The 19,990-nt window shown below is 44.9% G+C and carries 12 protein-coding genes; 8 read left to right on the forward strand and 4 right to left on the reverse strand.

Annotated features, from left to right (window positions below):
- The first annotated feature begins 471 nt into the window (after positions 1-471).
- The 6 genes from ACBR23_RS22920 to clpP all read left to right on the forward strand — a co-directional run bounded on the left by ACBR23_RS22920 (position 472) and on the right by clpP (position 10,839).
- Entirely contained in the window at positions 472-1,758 is a 1,287-nt protein-coding gene (locus tag ACBR23_RS22920) for an acyltransferase family protein (protein ID WP_371117644.1), read from the forward strand.
- Between the two features lie 251 nt (positions 1,759-2,009).
- Positions 2,010-3,020: a hypothetical protein gene (locus ACBR23_RS22925; RefSeq protein ID WP_371117643.1), complete on the forward strand. Its 1,011-nt coding sequence runs from the start codon at positions 2,010-2,012 to the stop codon at positions 3,018-3,020.
- Between the two features lie 406 nt (positions 3,021-3,426).
- A complete protein-coding gene (locus tag ACBR23_RS22930; RefSeq protein WP_371117642.1) occupies positions 3,427-7,359 on the forward strand; it encodes an adenylate/guanylate cyclase domain-containing protein in 3,933 nt (1,310 codons plus the stop codon).
- A gap of 118 nt (positions 7,360-7,477) precedes the next feature.
- Positions 7,478-9,706, forward strand: a complete 2,229-nt coding sequence (locus tag ACBR23_RS22935) for a carotenoid oxygenase family protein (protein WP_371117641.1) — start codon at positions 7,478-7,480, stop codon at positions 9,704-9,706.
- Positions 9,707-9,896: 190 nt separating this feature from the next.
- Entirely contained in the window at positions 9,897-10,109 is a 213-nt protein-coding gene (locus ACBR23_RS22940; RefSeq protein WP_371117640.1) for a DUF433 domain-containing protein, read from the forward strand.
- A gap of 37 nt (positions 10,110-10,146) precedes the next feature.
- The gene (gene clpP / locus ACBR23_RS22945; protein WP_371117646.1) at positions 10,147-10,839 is read left to right on the forward strand and encodes an ATP-dependent Clp endopeptidase proteolytic subunit ClpP; all 693 of its coding nucleotides are present in this window, start codon (positions 10,147-10,149) and stop codon (positions 10,837-10,839) included.
- Positions 10,840-11,237: 398 nt separating this feature from the next.
- Here the strand turns inward: clpP and ACBR23_RS22950 are convergent, their stop codons facing one another.
- On the reverse strand, positions 11,238-11,756 hold the full coding sequence (locus ACBR23_RS22950) for a hypothetical protein (protein ID WP_340549920.1): 519 nt from the start codon (positions 11,754-11,756) through the stop codon (positions 11,238-11,240).
- 20 nt (positions 11,757-11,776) lie between these two features.
- A complete protein-coding gene (locus tag ACBR23_RS22955) occupies positions 11,777-12,859 on the reverse strand; it encodes a ParM/StbA family protein (protein ID WP_341732091.1) in 1,083 nt (360 codons plus the stop codon).
- 775 nt (positions 12,860-13,634) lie between these two features.
- On the opposite strand from ACBR23_RS22955, the gene ftsH2 reads away from it, so the two are divergent.
- The gene (ftsH2, locus tag ACBR23_RS22960; RefSeq protein ID WP_371117639.1) at positions 13,635-15,524 is read left to right on the forward strand and encodes an ATP-dependent zinc metalloprotease FtsH2; all 1,890 of its coding nucleotides are present in this window, start codon (positions 13,635-13,637) and stop codon (positions 15,522-15,524) included.
- Positions 15,525-15,705: 181 nt separating this feature from the next.
- Entirely contained in the window at positions 15,706-18,375 is a 2,670-nt protein-coding gene (locus tag ACBR23_RS22965; protein WP_371120501.1) for a PAS domain S-box protein, read from the forward strand.
- A 141-nt stretch (positions 18,376-18,516) separates the two neighbouring features.
- On the opposite strand, the gene ACBR23_RS22970 is transcribed toward ACBR23_RS22965, so the two are convergent.
- Positions 18,517-19,227, reverse strand: coding sequence for a precorrin-2 C(20)-methyltransferase (locus ACBR23_RS22970; protein ID WP_371117637.1), 711 nt, complete (start codon positions 19,225-19,227; stop codon positions 18,517-18,519).
- Entirely contained in the window at positions 19,224-19,853 is a 630-nt protein-coding gene (locus ACBR23_RS22975; protein WP_371117636.1) for a precorrin-8X methylmutase, read from the reverse strand. Before ACBR23_RS22975 ends, ACBR23_RS22970 begins: the two co-directional genes overlap by 4 nt.
- Positions 19,854-19,990 lie beyond the last annotated feature (137 nt).

A 19,990-nucleotide genomic window follows, 5' to 3' on the forward strand; every position in this document is an offset into this window, starting at 1 on the left:
GGTTCCCCTCCAGGGAGGGGCTAGGGGTGGGTCTCCATGGAGGGGCTAGATCCGGTTCCCCTCCAGGGAGGGGCTAGGGGTGGGTCTCCATGGAGGGGCTAGATCCGGTTCCCCTCCAGGGAGGGGCGAGGGGTGGGTCTCCAGGGAGGGGCTAGATCCGGTTCCCCTCCAGGGAGGGGCTAGGGGTGGGTCTCCATGGAGGGGCTAGATCCGGTTCCCCTCCAGGGAGGGGCTAGGGGTGGGTCTCCAGGGAGGGGCTAGGGGGATATCTGTGACTGGGTTTGACCTTAAGTTGACACCTATGGGCATTGGGCTACCCCCCCCCTACCCCCCCCAAGGGGGGAATCGAGCAGGGAATTGGGCATTGGGCTACCCCCCCCAAGGGGGGAATGGATGAGGGAATAGAGACAAATAACCAATAACCAATAACAAATAACCAATAACCAATAACAAATAACAAATAACTTATTTATGCGTTTAAAATCCCTTGATGTTTTTCGCGGAATTGCGATCGCCTCCATGGTCCTAGTCAACAACCCCGGCAGTTGGAAACAGGTTTATCCGCCGCTAGAACACGCAGAATGGCACGGCTGCACCCCCACAGACTTAGTATTTCCCTTTTTCCTATTCATCGTCGGCTGCGCGATGTCATTTTCCCTATCCAAATACACTAAAACTCCTACAAAAATAGAAACAGCAGCATCAAAAACCACAGAAACACCGGAACAAACAGATACAGAAAAAAAACCTCTTGCTGATTCCTTCCCCCCTTGGGGGGGGTTGGGGGGGGTTCTTCTGACTTCCCCTCAAGGGGGTAAAGGGGAGTTGACTTCGCATCTTCCTTCTTCAAATATCTACTGGCGGATTGGGAGGCGCGCCGCCATTTTGTTTATATTAGGATTGCTGCTAAACACATCCTCGATCGCCCTTGACGTACTTCTCAACAGCGCCCCCATCGAAAACTTCGCTAAAATCCGCATTATGGGAGTATTGCAGCGGATTGGTTTAGCTTATTTCATAAGTGCGATCGCCATTATCAACCTCTCCCCCCGCCACCAAAAACTCCTCGCTATTGCCATATTATTCAGTTATTGGGCATTGTTAACCATAGTGCCTGTAGGGGGGTACAGCGCCGGTGAACTCACGCCAGAGGGCAATTTTGGAGGATATATCGATCGCCTAATTCTAGGCAGCCAACACCTCTACAAAGGTGGCCCCTTCGACCCCGAAGGACTCTTAAGCACCTTACCAGCAGTGGTAACAGTCCTCATCGGCTACTTTACCGGAGAATGGCTGCGAGTACAGCCAATCAAAACCCGCACCAGTATCAACCTAGCAATCTGCGGACTTTGTTGCCTAGTAATCGGCCATTTGTGGGGATTTTTATTTCCCATTAACAAACAACTTTGGACAAGTTCCTATGTAGTTTTTACCGCCGGTTGGGCCTTACTATTGCTAGCAGTTTGCTACGAAACAATCGAAGTGCGCGGTTGGAAATGGGGGAGACCCTTTGAAATCATGGGATTGAATGCTATCTTTCTGTTTGTGGCTTCCGGTATTGTCGCCAGAATTCTGTTGAAAACTCATATTGGTAGTGGCGATAGCCCTCCAAGTACCTACACTTGGATTTACGAAAACTGGTTTTTGCCCTGGGCTGGGCCGCTGAATGGTTCTCTCGCATTTGCCATAACCGCGGTGTTATTTTGGTGGTTGATTTTGTATGGAATGTATCGCCGAGGTTGGGAAATTAAAATTTGAGTATGGGCCGTGGCAGTTTATATATATAATTTGTCAATACTTATCAAATATCTGGGCGAACCCACTCTAGATAAATCGCTCAGATACACTTCATAATTAAATCCAAATGATATTACATTATATGTAGATACAAGACTATTGTTATAGGAGTCAGGCTTATAATAGCTAGTGTGGCTTGACATCCACAGCCTTTGAGAATTATCTTGTTTATTAATCAAAAAAAAAATTCCTAGGTTGCAATTGGCAAAACAATGAACAACTTATTAGATAGCTCCATCTGTCGGCAGACATTTGATACCCAAGCTCTGATCGATTCTTACCCACCAAAATTTTACAATGTTAATAAGCAGATAGTTTATGACATTTGTTGTCCACATGGATGCACTCATCAGGGTCAATTGGTATTTTCCCGATGGCACGCAATGGTGCTTCCAGAATATCTTTCTCCTCTGGAACATCACACAGATATTTCTGAGCGAGAGGGATACTTTGACTACGAACCATCCCAAGATAGCTCTCAGATGGAGTGGTATCTCAATTTCGCTCATTACGATCTTTTTTGTGCTTATGGTGGTTCGCTATTTGCCCAAGATGAAATGCAAGTAGCTGAACATCCAGCACTCAGTTCATTGCGAGAAGCTTTACTAGATTCCAAGATTAAGCCTTTAACAGTGGAGAGTCAAAAACCCACCCCGATTCTGATTCGTGGGGTTGAACGCAGATGTGCAATTTCTACCGATCGCAATTCAGAACAGGGACGACCTTTTGGTCTTTATGGCAACAATTTTGGAGTAGCTACCTCTGATGCGATCGAACAAGCCACAAAACCTCTAAACCCGCCTACAATCACAAACATCATTGCGATGGAAGCTCCTGCCGGTGGTCGGGGTTATTATAGTATGGCACAAATTGAATATATCCTTCAAACAGCATTTACTGGATTTTCAGCAGCACGAATTGAGTCCCAATTAGAGTCCCCTCAAGCACCAAGTTTGATTATTCATACAGGGTTTTGGGGATGCGGTGCTTACGGTGGTAATCGTGTGCTGATGGCTCTGTTACAACTTCTGTCGGCTCGTCTTAGTCAAGTGAATTGTTTAGTTTTTCATACCAGTGATGCTATGGGCAGTCAAGATTTTGCAACTGCTCAACAAATACTCGATCGGGATTTAGTACCTGATGATTCACCCGTTAAAGTTTCAGCTTTGATAGAAAAGATTCATAGGATGGAATTCCAGTGGGGATTTAGCGATGGAAACTAAGAGGCTATTCGAGACAACACTCTTGGTGAAAGATGAATAATTCCCACTTGGCGGCTGCTATAGCTCGCGAGCGAGCTTAAGTAGCCCATCATAAGTTGGGTAACTAACCTGTAGGTGGTTGACAAGTAATGAATCATAAAACTTGACCATCAAAGATGGTTTGTCTATCATAGATTTATCGGACTTACTCAAAAACAACGTATTTCTGTCAGTACGATACCGTTTTATTTTTAACCAGAGCGTGGGTAATTCCTAATTTACTTAGTTAACTATGCTACAAACTGCTTAAGAAATAGACCGTACATACATAGAGAGATAGCGAATATCTGCTGTATTCAGGGTATGAAATGTGTATATTGTTTGAAGTCGGTGGCAAATTATACTATGAGTCCCTGTGTTTGCAATTATGCCTACTTTTGTTGAAAACATTGCCAGCTTTTTACCGATTCGTGTCTTAAATTGTTTTGCTGCCGAGACTACTCCTCTTGCTGCTCCGGCTAGTGGCTCTTTTGAGGCGGCAGTGTTGTTTGTTGATATCTCTGGTTTTACTGTTCTTACTGAACGTCTTGCTCAAAAAGGTGCGATTGGAGTCGAAGAATTAACGACTCATTTAAATGCTTATTTTGGTCAATTAATTGAATTAATAATCGCACATAAAGGGGATATTGTCAAATTTGCTGGAGACGCTATGTTGGCGATTTGGCCTGCGGAAAATTTGTCTTTAGATCTAGCGACTTATTGTGCGGCGCAATGTGCTTTGGCCATTTTAAACGATCTGGGTGAATATCAAGCGGCAAATGCCCAGTTGCGATTGCATATTGGTATTGGGGCGGGTGAGTTAAAAGAGTTTTACATCGGTGGAATGAATGGTCGATGGGAGTATTTTGTGGCGGGGGAACCGATTGCTCAAGTGGCGCTTGCAGAAACGGCTGCTGGTATCGGTGAAGTTTGTCTGTCACTGACGGCTTGGGAGTCGATCAAAGACCAGTTTGTGGGAACATTATTAGCTTCAAATGTGGTGCGTTTGGAGGGATTTAATCTTTTAACTTGTGTGGCGGATCGAAGGTTGTTAAATATAGGTGAATCTGCTCCGATCGCAATTTATGATGAAATGCAAGAACGACTGGAAAGATATGTAAGTGTGGGAGTTTTGCAGCGTTTAAAAGTCGGTCAAACTGATTGGTTAGGCGATTTGCGTCGCGTGAGTGTGATGTTTTTAAATTTGCCGGGGATGGATTATGGCGCTGAGGGGGCTTTAGATTTTATTTCAACTATAATTAATGAAATTCAAAATATTTTGCAAGTTTATGAGGGGATTTTAAATAAGTTTTTGGTGGATGATAAAGGTAGTACATTGGTGATTGGTTTTGGTTTACCACCGTTTTCCCATGAGGATGATTCGGTGCGTTGTGCGATCGCGGGAATGGCGTTATTGGAAAAGTTAAGAAGTTTAGGATTGCAACCGAAAATAGGTATCACGACTGGTACTTGTTATAGCGGTGTAATTGGCAGCCAGCAACGTCGGGAATATACGATTATCGGGGCGGTGGTCAATTTAGCGGCGCGATTGATGCAAGCGGCAAAAGACGGCATTTTGTGTGATGAGCGTACTTTTGAGTTCGCCAAATCAAGAATACAGTTTGAGTCGTTAACTCCGCTAAAACTTAAAGGCATAAAAGATGCCGTTCAGGTATTTTCTCCCCTTGGGGAGGTGCGTCAAGATTTGCCTTGGTGGATGGCAGGAAAAACGGCAAAGTCGATGGTGGGGCGGGAAAAAGAACGGTTATTGTTAAGGCATAAATTAGAGCAGTTGAAAGCGGGTGTTTCTGGGGTGGTTGTGATTTGTGGAGATGCGGGAATTGGCAAGTCTTGTTTAATCGAAAATTTGCTTTCACAGGCGCAAGAATTGGGAGTGGGAAGTTTGGTAGGTGCGGGAAATGCGATCGCTCGCTCAAAGCCTTATCATGCTTGGAATGCGGTGTTTAGTCACTTGTTGGATTTGTCTTTTTTAACTGATTTAGAGGCGCAAAAATCTCACATATTAGATTTATTGGAGGATGAACCGCAATCGTTGGAAAAAGCGGCGCTTTTAAATGAGGTTTTGGGCTTAGATTTGCCCGATACGGAGGTGTCGGCTGCGTTGGTGGGCCAGCAACGGGCGGAAGCGACACGGGATTTATTGGTGCAATTGTTGCAGGATTCGGTGAATCGCTCTCCTAAGTTGTTGGTTTTGGAGGATGCTCATTGGTTGGATTCGTCAAGTTGGGCACTGGTTTTGGCGGTGGCGCAGAACGTGAAACCGTTGTTATTGGCGATCGGGACAAGGCCGATGGGTGAGCAGGTGCCGGAGGAATACGATCGACTGCTGACGATAGAAGGGGTAGAACAATTGTATTTGGAAGCAATGCCGGCTACAGATACTTTAGATTTGCTTTGTCGGCGTTTGGGGGTAAACAGTTTACCTGACTCGATGGCGGAGTTGATTGAGAAAAAGGCGGAGGGAAATCCGTTTTTTAGTGAGGAATTGGCTTATGGTTTGCGCGAGGCGGGGGTGATCGAAATTCAGAATGGGGAGTGTCGAATTGCTGCGGGGGTTGGTAATTTGAATGAGCTAAATTTTCCGGCTACGGTGCAGGGGGTGATTGCTTCGCGGATCGATCGGCTTTCTTCTAGCGAACAGCTTACATTGAAAGTGGCGAGTGCGATCGGTCGGTCCTTTGGATTTCAGTTGTTGCGAGATATTCATCCGATCGAGGATGATAAGCCTGAGTTGCTTAATTATTTGATCAAGTTACAGCGGTTCGATCTTACCCCAATGGAGACACCAGAGCCAGATTTGGGTTATATGTTTAAGCATATTATTACTCAGGAAGTAGCCTATGGTTTGATGTTGTATTCCCAGCGCCGGCAAGTTCATGAAAGTTTGGCTTTGTGGTATGAAAAAAGTTATGAAGAGTTGTCGGGGTTTTATACGATTTTGGCGCATCATTGGAGTAAAGCCCTGGTTGCAGAAAAAGCGATTTTTTATTTAGAAAAGGCAGGGGAGCAGGCGGTGCGATCGCACGCTTTGCGGGAGGCGGTGCAGTTGTTTTCGGAGGCGTTGGAGTGGTTGGCAACTTTGCCGGATACGGTGGAGAGAAAAGAGCAAGAGTTGCGTTTACACATTGCTTTAGGTGCGCCGTTAATGGCGATTAAAGGTTTTGCAGCAAAAGAAGTGGAACAAGCCAACGCACGAGCAAGAGAAATTTGCCTGCTTCTTGATGCAACCCCTCAGCTATTTCAAGTGCTTTGGGGACAATGGGCTTTTTATTTTTTTGTTGGAACCAAGTTACAAACTTCCCGCGAGGTGGCTGAACAATTGTTAAGCTTGAGTGAAAATCTGCAAGATCGAGATTTACGTTTAGAGGCTAATTATGCGCTGGGTTCTAATTTGTTTCATGTTGCACGTTTTGCTGATGCAGTGGCTAAATTTGATGCAGGATTAAGTTATTACGATCGTTCTTCGCACCACTCTCAAGTCGCTATCTATGGTTATGATAAAGGTGTTGCTTGTTTAGGAATTGCAGCTCAATCTTTGTGGTATTTGGGTTTCTCAGATAGAGGGCTTAATTATGTTCGGGAAGGGCTACGCATGGCCCATAATTTATCGCACCCTTTTAGCTTGGCTTTGGCGATGAATTTTTCGGGCTGGCTTTATGTGTTACGTCAAGAAGTTACAGCGGCTTTTGAACAAGCACAGGCATTGATAATGCTTTCCACCGAACACGAATTTCCTGCTTTTGTTGCTTTAGGAAAAATTATATGGGGTTGGGCAGTAAGTCAAAGAGGTAATTTAGAAGTGGGGTTAACAAGCATTCGCGAAGGAGCAGAGGCTTGGGTTGCAACAGGTTCTCAAGTAGCGCGACTACATCACCTGACTTTGCTGGCAGAAGTTTGTCAAAAATTACAACGTTTTGAAGAGGGTTTGATCTGGCTAAGTGAAGGGTTAGAAATAGTAAACAGGACTGGCGAGAGTTTTCTTGAGGCTGAAATATATCGGCTCAAGGGAGAACTACTAAAACAACAAATCAATGCTAAAAAAGTAAAAAATATTGAGGAAGATAGCGAGGTTGAGCGCTGTTTCATTCGCGCCATTGAACTTGCCAGAAATCAAGGATCAAAATCTTTAGAGTTGCGCTCAATCATGAGTTTATGTCGGTTGTGGACTGACCAAGGCAAAATTGAACAGTCACGGCAAATGCTGGCAGAAATCTACGCTTGGTTTACAGAGGGTCTGGATACAGTAGACTTACAGGAAGCTCAAACTTTGCTTAAAAATTTGTCACACAAAATAGTATAGTTTTTTGTCTATTTTTGTGTTAATCTTGTAAAATCATAATTTGTGCGTGCAAGCGCATACTTAACAGGTTAATTCCTCTCCTTTTACCGTTATCAAGTCGTCGAGTTTGGGTAATAAAATGAATACCAGCCAAAAGCAAACTTCTGAAACAGTCAGCACAGTATTTCCGCGGTCTGTCTTGTCAGTTAACCGAGAAGAGTTTGGGAAGCCGGAAGATAACCCCGATCCTCAATGTTCACCTCTTAAACTCATAGAAAAGGACGGAAAACCTTTACCAGAAGGGTTGCACGGTCATGTATTTATTATTTCGGCAGCCGGCTCCGTTGATTCTAAAAACAGCCCCAGCACAGATGTCGTTTTTCCGTCGGCAGATGGTTACACGCCTTTTTATAACGGCGATGGGATAATTTATCGTTTTGATTTTGACAATCTCCCTGAAGGCATTTTTGTTAATACTCGACTGGCTAAAACGCCCTGTTATTATGCTGATGTTGCTACCCAAAAGATTGCTCCTGACAGAAATAATCTGATTTTTGAAAATCGCGGGATTATGAGAATGTCTCTCCAATTAGGCATTCGTAACCAACTTAATACAGGTTTTCTTCCCTTAAAATTTTCTAACGGGGAACCTGACCGACTATTAGTTACATGGGATATCGGACGACCTTACGAAATCGATACAAAAACCTTAGAATTAGCGACACCAGTCGGTAAAAATGAAGAATGGCGTCCGCTAAATCCGCTTTTAGCAGATCTTCCTTTACAGCCTCCTTTTCCTTTTCCGTTAGTGCAGAGTTCGGCTCATCCTTGCTTTGATTACAAAACGGGAGAAATGTTTAACGTCAATAGTGGTCGATCTCTGTCTACATTTATTTCTCAGTTGCGACCGCTAATCTACGGAGTTCTCGATTTTATTAATATCTTCAAGAAACCTACCGATACTCCTCCGATCGCCAAAATGCCAGCCTCTCCAAAAAACTTTTTTAAGGGGTTATTAGAAACTGGCAAAAGGTTTGTGCAATGGCTCTACAATTTGCTGCAATTTTTTAACATTTTTAACAATTTTGTTGATATAGTCTGTTGGGATGGCACAGGAAATCTCAAAAAGTGGAATGTTACTTATAAAGGATGTCCGCTAAGAATTCAGCAAAGTATGCACCAAATCGGGCTGACAGAAAATTACGTGGTTTTAGTGGATACAGCTTTTAAGTTTCTCCTTGAAGAAATTTTGCCTGCTCCTTCTAAGAAAAAGTATGAAAATGTAGAAAAATTTTTGAGAAACTGGCTCGACCGTCCGCAACTACCTGATACATACGTCTATATTGTTAGTCGGGAAGATTTGAAAGATGGACGCAAAAAGGTTGAAGCTAAGAAAGTTGTTATCCCCCGCGAGACAACCCATTTTTTAACAGATTATAGCGATAGTGGAAATAAAATTACCTTGCACATGGCTCATGTTTGTGCTTGGGATGTGGCGGAATGGATTCGTGCTATCGATTTCGATGATACCGACGAAAAACCCCTGTCAAATAAACTACCTCCCATGTACGGGATGACTGTGGGGCCATTGGATATTAGCCGTATGGGATGCTATGTCATTGATGCAGAAAACGCAAAGGTAGTAAGATCGGATCTAACCAGCGTTTATCAAGATAATTCCCCTGGTCAACAAGCAGAAAAGAAAGAGTTTTGTCAGTACACTTGGGGGCCGGCGCTTTATGCTTACCAGGACAACCAACCCACAGAAAAGTTTCAAGATATTTACTGGAGTTTTTTTGGTGCTTGGGAGGATATCTTAACGGAACACGGCTTAAAAATGTATGCACCTTATAAATATCGAGAGGTACCGGTACCAGAACTACTTGAACTTACCAAAAAAGGAATCAAGTCTAATTTATTGAGATTGCATATCAAACCTTTGGAAAGCGTGAAAGACGGTGAAAACAGATTAGAGATTCAAGATATTTATCAGTTTGAAACTGATTATTTTGTCAACTCACCTCAGTTCATCCCTTCCAAAACAGGAGTAGATGGTAGTTCTACGAATGGATACATTATGTGTGTTGTTTATCATGGCACAGACGATCAACCGGATAATGGCAATCAAATCTGGATTTTTGATGCGACAAATCTGAAACAAGGGCCCTTGTGTAAACTATGGCATCCTCAACTTAATTTTGGAATTACAGTACATACAACTTGGTTGCCAAAAATTGCTAAACGCACAGCAACTTACAATATTCCTGTTGAACAAGATTATCAAGATTTAGTTGCACAGCAGCCGGCAGAAATTCAAGAATTATTTGAGAAGGAAATTTACCCGCATTTTAAATCGAAAAACCTTTGAGTGCGAAGTGCGATAAAGACAGAATAAAAAATCATATCGTTGACAGTTGCATCGTCAGGTGATTTAACCTTTCTAGAATACTCTTGACACAGAGTCCGAGAATAGAGATCTGAATACAGGAAGATGCTACCGGATTTGATATTATTCAAAAATCAGCTACGATCGAGATATTAAAAATAGGTAAGCTACTATGATCTCCACACTACCTATCGTTCATAGCGACCCCGACATTTTAGGGGGAACTCCTGTCTTTATGGGTACTCGCGTCCCGATGAAAACCCTACTTGATTATCTCGAAGCTGGTGATTCGCTCAATGAGTTTCTAGACCATTTCCCTAGCGTCAGACGTGATCAAGCGATTTCAGTTATCGAATCGAGAAATTACGACGGCCCAAATACCTAAATCCCTCCCAGCTTAAGGATTTTGCCCCTAAAAGTCGATCGCCCGCCACGAATCGCTAACTACAAATCAGCCCAAATCGCTAAAATTAAAAAATAGAGACGTAAATAGGCAGGCCCCGTCAATGATCCCAACAGTTATAGAACAATCCGGTCGCGGCGAACGCGCCTTTGATATCTACTCGCGACTCCTGCGCGATCGCATCGTCTTCTTGGGCCAACAGGTAGACTCAGAATTGGCTAACCTGATTGTTGCCCAATTGCTATTTCTAGACGCCGAAGACCCAGAAAAAGATATTTACCTGTATATCAACTCCCCAGGGGGTTCGGTGACAGCAGGTATGGGCATTTTTGACACCATGAACCACATCCGCCCCGATGTGTGCACCATTTGTCTCGGTTTAGCCGCCAGCATGGGCGCTTTTCTGTTGAGTGCAGGCGCCAAAGGCAAGCGGATGAGTCTGCCTCATTCCCGGATTATGATCCACCAACCCCTAGGGGGAGCTCAGGGACAAGCAACGGATATTGAAATTCAGGCTAAAGAGATTTTGTACCACAAACGCCGCCTGAACGGATTTTTGGCAGATCATACCGGTCAGCCTCTGTCGCGCATTGAAGAAGATACCGAACGGGATTTCTTCATGTCGGCCGAAGAAGCAAAGGATTACGGTTTGGTGGATCAAGTGATCGATCGCCGTCCTTCTGCAACTCGCCCGATCGCCGCTGTCGTGTAAATTAAAAAGTTAAACGCGATCGCGATTTAGAGCCCCGACTTCTTGAAGGAGTGGGGGCTCTAAGTAGAAGGAAGAAGATGGATTTGAAGAAGGAAGAAGGAAGAAGACTTATGCAGTCAGCTTTTCGGTCATCCGTATTTTACGTTTAATTAAGTGGATTTACTTAACCAATAACTAATAACTAATAACTAATAACTAATAACCAATAACCAATAACTAATAACCAATAACTAATAACTAATAACTAATAACCAATAACTAATAACTAATAACTAATAACAAAGCGATCGCCCTTTTTGTTAAAAGAGCGATCGCCTAGTTTATTTATTCACCTGGCCGAAAACAGCCAGCCACTAACAGCAAATCTCAAGGTTAAAAAAAACCTTGGCTACCTCATTTTAGAAATCTTGCGGCAACAAAGAACTTAAACGATCCAACAACGGATCGGATTCCCGACGAGGAGTAACCTCAGCATCAGCAACTACATTCTTATCTGCTACAGACTCCGGCCCAACCCTGTCAGGCTCTACTACTTTGGAAACTTGAGCAAAAGAAACTTTAGCAAACTGGCTATTCACACTACCCTGCAACTGCGACAACTGCGTACTCAGTTGATTCATGTGATTTTGTAGTCCTTCCAAACGGCTTAATTCCTCAGCAGAAACATTGTGCTCGAACTCAGCAAATTTGACCGCCAGTTCAGCAATACGCTGTTCCAACCGCTGAAAGCTAGGTGTAGGACCAGCCGACTCAGACACCGACAAAAACTGCCACAAAGCTTGCTTGCAGAGATTGCTGAAAGTCTGATATTTAGTCAAAGCCAGCTCTTTTTCAATAGCGGCCAACAAAGTTTGATCGGCTGCATCTTCCGTAAACGCCACCGAGAAATTCGCCTTATTTTTTGCCCAAAGTGCCATAGGGTTGAAGCCTTAATGCGTTACTTAATAGTGGCTAGCTGAGCCTCAGCATATATAAACTGTCCCAAAGCATTTGCTTTCCGAGAAGGTTGAGCCAAGTGAGCCTTGAGATTAGCTTCTTTGAGCAAGGGTTGGAGAACTTCCCAGAAAAACTCGCCGCCCCCACCAGTCAGAACCACATCCGTCACCCGTTCTGGTAGCCACTGCACCAAACGCTCGGATAATTCGTTAGCGAAAGTCTCGCGCAAATCCTTAATAATCGGATCTAAATTAGTTGGCTTAGTAGCTCCTCTAGGACGATATAAACGCTGGCCTTCCGGCTTGTTAACCGCTTCTAGTAAAGACAGAGATTGAGCATCTGCCCCTGGAATTTTGGAGGCGACTTGTTCGTAGAACTTATTCATGGCGAAAGAATCGCTTTTAGAAGCAGCCCTAGCAAACCGGAAACGATCGACCATCAACAAATCAGTAGTTTGATGTCCGATATCGACTACAGCCACCGATAATTCTGGCAACTCCGGCGAAAACTCCTTATTGTCTTGAGCTTCGCACCAAATCAGACTGCCGAACCCTTCGGGCATCACCCAAACGTGGCTGATATTAATATCCACGCGCTCGCCCCGGTAAACCATCAGGTGCGGAGAGCGCAGTTGGCTGACTATTTCTTCCTTTTCCTTCTCAAACTGATCCTGGGAATAAAAGGGCAAGCCTAGCACAACGGCTATGTCGCCTTTCATCTGGAAATATCCAGCACAGGAAAACACCTTAACTAAGGCATCTACTACTTTAGACTGGTCGGCGCCGCCGAGATTAGCGCCAAAATCCGCAGCCAGTTGGCCGATAGCGTAACCCTTGCCCTGATACTCCAGCCACATATCCAACAGAGGGTCTGTTGCTTTCGACTCAAAGCTACCGCCCCGTACCTTTTCTACTGGCATAGAAGCCACGTTGGCGGGGATAAAAATAACACCATTGGGATTGCGGCTCACGCAGGCCTTAGTTGCCGTCCGACCCAAATCAGCACTAATAATCGATTTGTGAGAAGCGATCTTAGTCTGTTGCGTCAACATAGCAGAATTAGGAACAAGCTGTCTAGTTGTCATAAAAAATACTCGGTAAGTGGGAAACTCAGTGGCTTCAGCCCTGAGAGGGAAACGACCAGGCGGTTTCAACCGCCTTGAATCCCCTTGCGGGGTTGGAGGGGTATGGTTGCCCCTCCGGTTTTCTCTTGCGAGTAATGCGCTGCGCTGAGCGTAGTCGAAGTGTTAGCTTCGCCAAAGTTATAAGGGCTTGTTAAGCTTGCAACACTGTTCCAGTGACTTTAGAACTGTTTAATTGCAAACGACAGAGCTCTTGACTCGCTTCGCATCAAGCGGGTGTCGTGACCCAAATAACGTAGTCAGTTAAGACTGAGGCTGGTCAGAATAGCTTGCTTCGAGACTTGCTCTTACAAGCGAGCGTGTCTTTAGACCTGAGTTCCTGACTGAAACGTTTTACCTCACTGAGCCTCACCATTATCATGCCTTATCCCTGGACACTGCCACGCTTAAAGACAGTGGGTTTTGCCGCGATTTTTCTAACTTTACCTAGATCGGCATTCAAATCAGCACCAAACATTATATTCGGGACGATCGCCTTTTATGAATTTTAGATTTAGATTCTAGATATTACGGGCTACTCCACGGATTCATCTGGGCCCTGTTGTCGCCCGGATGCTTGATTGTCAGTTTTATTTTCCATCGTCTTGACCATACCCTGTTGCCTGAGAGGCCATTGTTAAGTTACATTTAGTTAAGATTCTGAGTGTTAAGTTTGCTCCCACTCCTTCGACACCGCGATCTTACCTGATTTGTCCACAATTCTAGACCCTCATAATTTATGAAAATTTCTTGGCGAACTATACTACTTTGGACTCTACCGGCCCTAGTGATCGGCTTCTTCCTGTGGCAAGGGGCTTTTGCACCCTCGCCTGCAGAAATGACCAAGAACACCGCCAGCACCCGCCTCAGCTACGGTAGATTCTTAGATTACTTAAACGCCGGTCGAGTCACCAGCGTAGACCTTTACGATGCAGGTCGGACGGCCATTGTCGAAGCTGTCGATCCAGAACTGGACAATCACGTACAGCGGTGGCGAGTGGATTTACCATCCAATGCTCCAGAATTGGTTTCCCGACTCAGAGCCTCCCAAATCAGCTTCGACACTCACCCCCTGCGTAACGACAGCGCTGTGTGGGGACTCTTAGGCAATCTCGTGTTTCCCCTGCTATTAGTGGGAGGGTTGTTTTTTCTGTTCCGCCGCAACGGTGGTAACGTTCCCGGTGGCCCTGGTCAAGCGATGAATTTTGGTAAATCCAAAGCTCGCTTTCAAATGGAAGCCAAAACAGGCGTGTTGTTTGATGATGTAGCCGGCGTTGAAGAAGCAAAAGAAGAACTCGCCGAAGTCGTCACATTCCTGAAAAAACCAGAACGGTTCACCGCAGTGGGAGCGAAAATTCCCAAGGGTGTGCTGCTAGTTGGCCCTCCCGGAACAGGTAAAACTATGCTCGCAAAAGCGATCGCAGGGGAAGCCGGCGTACCTTTCTTCAGCATCTCCGGTTCGGAATTTGTGGAAATGTTCGTAGGTGTCGGCGCTTCCCGCGTCCGAGACTTGTTTAAGAAAGCCAAGGAAAACGCTCCTTGTATCATTTTTATTGATGAAATTGATGCCGTGGGCCGTCAGCGCGGTTCCGGTATCGGCGGCGGTAATGATGAGCGGGAACAAACCCTCAACCAGTTGCTGACGGAAATGGACGGTTTTGAGGGCAATACTGGGATTATCATCATTGCGGCCACAAACCGTCCTGACGTGCTCGACTCTGCTTTGCTGCGGCCGGGACGTTTTGACCGCCAAGTGAGCGTAGATACGCCGGATATCAAGGGCAGGTTGGAGATTTTGGGGGTACACGCACGCAACAAGAAGTTGTCTGCTGAGATTTCCTTGGATGCGATCGCCCGTCGGACTCCTGGTTTTACCGGGGCTGATTTGGCAAACTTGCTCAACGAAGCTGCGATTTTAACTGCCCGTCGCCGGAAAGAAGCGATTACAATGCTGGAAATTGACGATGCAGTCGATCGCGTAGTCGCAGGTATGGAAGGCACTCCATTGGTGGACAGCAAGAGCAAACGCTTAATTGCATACCATGAAATCGGTCACGCGATCGTCGGTACGGTGATTCAAGCCCACGATCCGGTGCAAAAAGTAACTTTAGTCCCTCGCGGACAAGCCCGTGGTTTAACATGGTTTATGCCTAGCGAAGACCAAGGTTTGATTTCGCGATCGCAAATTTTGGCACGGATTAGCGGTGCTTTGGGAGGCCGCGCAGCGGAAGAAGTAGTGTTTGGCGATGCCGAAGTAACCACCGGTGCGGGTAACGACTTGCAACAAGTCAGCGGTATGGCGCGCCAAATGGTGACTCGCTACGGGATGTCAGACTTAGGTCCGATCGCCCTAGAAGCCCAACAAAGTGAAATTTTCCTCGGCCGCGACTACACAGCGCGATCGGAATATTCCGAAGAAATAGCCTCTCGGATTGACGGACAAGTTCGAGCAATTGTCGATCATTGCTACAATGATGCGCGCCGAATAATTCGGGAAAATCGCACCGTAATCGATCGCCTAGTTGATTTGTTGATTGAAAAAGAAACCATCGACGGTGAAGAATTCCGGCAAATAGTGGCTGAATACACTTTTGTCCCCGAAAAAGAACAATACGTTCCTCAGCTTTAACAGAATATTCAGCGCGAATATAATTCGCTCCTACAACAACTAAGTCCACTCCTAGGGGACTAAAGAAATTCAACCCGCGCCAGCGGGTTTTGTTTTTGTAAAAGCAGTTTTAACCGCTTTTGTTCCATCCACAAATTCAACCCGCTGGGAGTGGGTTTTGTTTGTTTAGAAAATGTTAGGCTTGAAAAAATTCAAGTTTGGAACTGCCAATTCACTACCGAGTATGTGTATTCATCCCACAGGCGACGATGAAACTCTTGACACCTGCGAAGCATTAGTAGCCGAGCAAAAATTAAAAATCCGAAAACTCGAACAGGAGTTACAGCAACAAAAAGAATTGTGCGTATATTTACGGACACAACTCCAAGCCGTCCAATATCTCTGCGGCTTGGATTCCAACACTCAATTGGATCTCGCCGAGACTCGCACCGGGTTCATCGCCTCTGTTCAAACCAGCCAGGAACTTTACCGAATTCAAGATATAGCAGCACAACAGCAAGCAGAAATAGCGCTGGGATTAATTAAAAACGATCTCAAAATTAAATATCAACAGCGTACTGAGGATTTAAAAATTGCCAACCAACTGTTGCGAGAAGAAATTATCGATCGCTGGCGCACAGAAGAAGCTTTGAGGGAAAGTCAGCAACAGCTAGAACTGTTTTTTTCTCAATCTGTAGATGGCTTTTTATTTATAATGCTAGATGAACCTGTACAGTGGGATGATACAGTTGACCAAGAACAAGTCTTGGATTTTGTATTTTCTAAGGGGCGAGTAACGAAGGCAAATGATGCTTTGATAACTCAATATGGTTCTACTAGGGAAGAGTTTATTGGTCAGCCGCTTAACTTTTTCTTATCCCACAACTTGGCTGATGGTAGAGAGGTTATTAGGCAATTATTTGAAGCGGGCAGAATTCATATAGAATGTGACAATCGCAAGTTGGACGGGACTCCAATTTGCGTCAAAGCTGACTATATTTGCATTTATGATACTTATGGCAGAATCGTCGGATATTTTGGCATGGAGTGCGATATTAGCGCACGCAAACAAGCAGAAGCAGCAGTTAAAGAAAGCGAAGAAAGGTTTAGACAGCTAGCAGAAAATATCGAAAGTGTGTTTTGGATTAGCGATCTTCCTAAAGATGAAATGATTTACGTCAGCCCTGCTTACGAAAAGATTTGGGGTAGAAAGTGTGCGGAATTGTATGCTGCACCAAAATCTTTTTTAGAGCCGATTCATCCAGAAGATCGACAGCGAATTATTGGCAATTTACCTAAACAAATATTGGGTGAATACGATGAAGAGTATCGATTAGTTAAACCGAATGGGGAAATTAGCTGGATTCGAGACCGCGCTTTTCCGATTACAAATGCAACGGGTGAAGTCTACCGTATAGTTGGCATTGCAGAAGATATCAGCGAGCGAAAAAAAGTCCAAAAAGAACTACAAGATGCCAAACAAATGTACCAGCAAATTCTTGATGCTATTACAGACATCATACTGGTAAAAGGACCAGAATCTCGCATTGTCTGGGCAAACAAAGCCTTTCGCGACTATTACCAAAGGGAAAATTCGGAACTGATAGGTATCATTGACGCTGAGTTTCAAGAACCGGAATATACTCAACAAGATCTCCTCGACGATGCCAGGGTATTCAACACCGGTGAAGTTGGGCAAATCTTAGAAGAACCTCTGAAAAATAGTTACGGAGAAGTCAACTATTTCGACACAATTAAATCACCAATTTTTGACACGGAAGGTAAAGTGGTAATGACCGTCGGAGTTTCTCGGAATACCACCGAACGGAAACAGGCCCAAAAAGCTCTCCGGGAAAGTGAAGAACGCTTCCGTCAGTTAGCAGAAAATATCCAAGATTCTTTCTGGCTAGTTTCTGTTGAGTTGACCGATATTTTGTATGTCAGCCCAGCTTACGAACAAATCTGGGGGCGCACCCGCGAAGATTTGTACGCCCATAACTACAATTGGATAAATTGGGTGCATCCTGAAGACCAAAACCTTTTGCATCAGTCATTTGGGCGAATCGTGGCCGGCGAATCTACTAGCACTGAATATAGAATTTTACGTCCAGACGGCACAATTTGTTGGGTGTGCGATCGAGCTTTTCCCATTTACAATGAGTCGGGGAAACTGTATCGCGTGGCGGGTATTTGCGAAGATATCAGCGATCGCAAATTTGCCGAGTCGCGCATCCAAGGAACACTGCGGGAAAAAGAAGTATTGCTCAAGGAGATTCACCACCGAGTTAAAAATAATATGCAGGTAATTTCGAGTTTGCTAGAACTTCAAGCTCAATACATTGATGATGAAGCGACGCTATTTTTATTTGCAGAAAGCCAGAGCCGGATTCATTCAATGGCTTTGATTCACGAACAACTTTATCAATCTGATAATCTGGCTCGGATCGACATTCAAAATTACGTAGAAAACTTGGTTGCTAATTTGTTTCAATCTTTTGGTTTGTGCAACGATTCGATCCAAATAAATCTGAATATAGAGCCAATTTATTTAAATATAGAGACAGCAATTCCTTGCGGATTGATTATTAACGAACTGGTGTCTAATTCTTTAAAATATGCTTTCATTCCTACTCGCCAAGGTGAAATCACAATTAATTTTTTAGAAATTGTACCAACTGAATTTCACTTAAGTATTCAAGACAATGGTCGAGGATTTCCCCCAGGGTTTGATGTAGAAAATACTGAAACCCTAGGATTGCGATTGGTTAAAATGTTAGCCCAGCAATTAGATGGAGAAATTACAATTGACAGTCAGTGTGGAATCTGTTACAATATTTTGTTTAAAGAATTGAGTTATCGGCGACGCATTTAAAATAATTTGATTTGCGGATAGATCTGTACACAAACAGTTAAGCGTTACATTGAACCTCTTTGAGAGTAGGCATGATTTATCCTGCAACGCCCTTTCATCCCTGGACTAAAGTCACAGGGTTTTCAGGGTATTTCTTATAATTTAAGAGACGGATTTTTGCTGGCTAGGTATCATCACCAGAGCCCAATAGGGAACTTCTGCCGGATCGACATCTGCGATCGCCCGAATGCGCTGATTTGGCATAGTTGCTCGTTCAATATATAATGCTCGATCGAACTGTCCCAACTCAATCAACACATCCTTGACTTTGGCAAAGTGGCGGCCTAGCTTAATAATCACAGCAGCATCAACCAGCGCCAGTCGATCGCGCAAAACCTCAGCATCCAGCGTCGCAGGCATAATACTTAACACATCATTGCGGTAAGTCAGCGGCACTCCCAAAGCCGCCGCACTCGCCATTGTCGAAGAAATTCCCGGCACAACTTCAGTCGTAAATCTTCCCGACAAACGATTAAATAGATACATAAAACTGCCGTAGAGAAAAGGTTCCCCCTCACATAGCACCGCCACATCTCGTCCTTGATCCAGATGGACTGCAATTTTCTCGGCCGCAATATCATAGTAAGGTTGAGACGATCGCGTCGGACTAAAAGGCAGTGGCATCGGAATTTCTATTTGCTCTGGTAGTAAATAATCCGCGACGATCGCCCGCGCCAACACCTTACCATTTTCCATGGCTGGATAAGCAATCACCGGGACCGATCGCAAAATCCGATAAGCCTTCAAAGTAATCAATTCTGGATCGCCAGGACCAATACCCAAACCGTACAATTTACCAGTAGTCTTAATCATAATTCGTCCTTTTTCGCTAACGCATTTACTGCCGCCGTTGCCATTGCACTGCCACCCCGCCTTCCGTGCACTGTAATAAACGGCACACCCCGACTGTTGGCAGCGAGTTCCGCTTTAGATTCGGCCGCCCCCACAAATCCTACCGGGAAACCCAGAATTAAACTTGGTTTGGGAGCTCCATCATCCAACATTTCCAGCAGTCGGAACAAAGCAGTCGGGGCATTTCCGATCGCCACTACCGCCCCTTCTAAATCATTTAGCCACAAATCAAGGGCTGCGGCCGATCGAGTATTGCCGATTTGTAGTGCTAATTCTGGGACACTGGGATGCCAGAGGGTGCAAATCACCGCATTGTCGGCGGGGAGGCGCTTGCGGGTGATGCCTTCGGCTACCATGCGGGAATCGCACAGGATGGGCGCGCCGGCGGCGAGGGCGTTGCGCCCTGCGGTGGCGGCACCGGGGGAAGCTGCTAAGTCTGCGACAATATCTGTCATGCCGCAACTGTGTATCAGGCGCACTGCGACGGATTCTAAGTCGGGGGGCAAGTTTGACAAGTCTGCTTCGGCGCGAATTGTGGCGAAGGATTTGGTGTAGATTTCTGTTCCGTCTCGGATGTAGTCAAGCATTAAAATAATTGGGAATTGGGAATTGGGAATTGGGAATTGGGAATTGGGAATTGGGAATTGGGAATTGGGAATTGGGAATTGTGTACCTACCTACTTATCCCTCTCATATCATTAATGTACCGATCGGGTTTTGGACT

Source organism: Microcoleus sp. (assembly GCF_041354475.1).
GTDB lineage: Bacteria > Cyanobacteriota > Cyanobacteriia > Cyanobacteriales > Microcoleaceae > Microcoleus.

Bases quoted from the DNA above. Each gene is read 5' to 3' on its own strand.
- ACBR23_RS22975 (WP_371117636.1), bottom strand. From the start codon at position 19,853: ATGCTTGACTACATCCGAGACGGAACAGAAATCTACACCAAATCCTTC.
- ACBR23_RS22970 (WP_371117637.1), bottom strand. From the start codon at position 19,227: ATGATTAAGACTACTGGTAAATTGTACGGTTTGGGTATTGGTCCTGGC.
- ACBR23_RS22935 (WP_371117641.1), top strand. From the start codon at position 7,478: ATGAATACCAGCCAAAAGCAAACTTCTGAAACAGTCAGCACAGTATTT.
- ACBR23_RS22925 (WP_371117643.1), top strand. From the start codon at position 2,010: ATGAACAACTTATTAGATAGCTCCATCTGTCGGCAGACATTTGATACC.
- ftsH2 (WP_371117639.1), top strand. From the start codon at position 13,635: ATGAAAATTTCTTGGCGAACTATACTACTTTGGACTCTACCGGCCCTA.
- ACBR23_RS22920 (WP_371117644.1), top strand. From the start codon at position 472: ATGCGTTTAAAATCCCTTGATGTTTTTCGCGGAATTGCGATCGCCTCC.
- ACBR23_RS22950 (WP_340549920.1), bottom strand. From the start codon at position 11,756: ATGGCACTTTGGGCAAAAAATAAGGCGAATTTCTCGGTGGCGTTTACG.
- ACBR23_RS22955 (WP_341732091.1), bottom strand. From the start codon at position 12,859: ATGACAACTAGACAGCTTGTTCCTAATTCTGCTATGTTGACGCAACAG.
- ACBR23_RS22940 (WP_371117640.1), top strand. From the start codon at position 9,897: ATGATCTCCACACTACCTATCGTTCATAGCGACCCCGACATTTTAGGG.
- ACBR23_RS22930 (WP_371117642.1), top strand. From the start codon at position 3,427: ATGCCTACTTTTGTTGAAAACATTGCCAGCTTTTTACCGATTCGTGTC.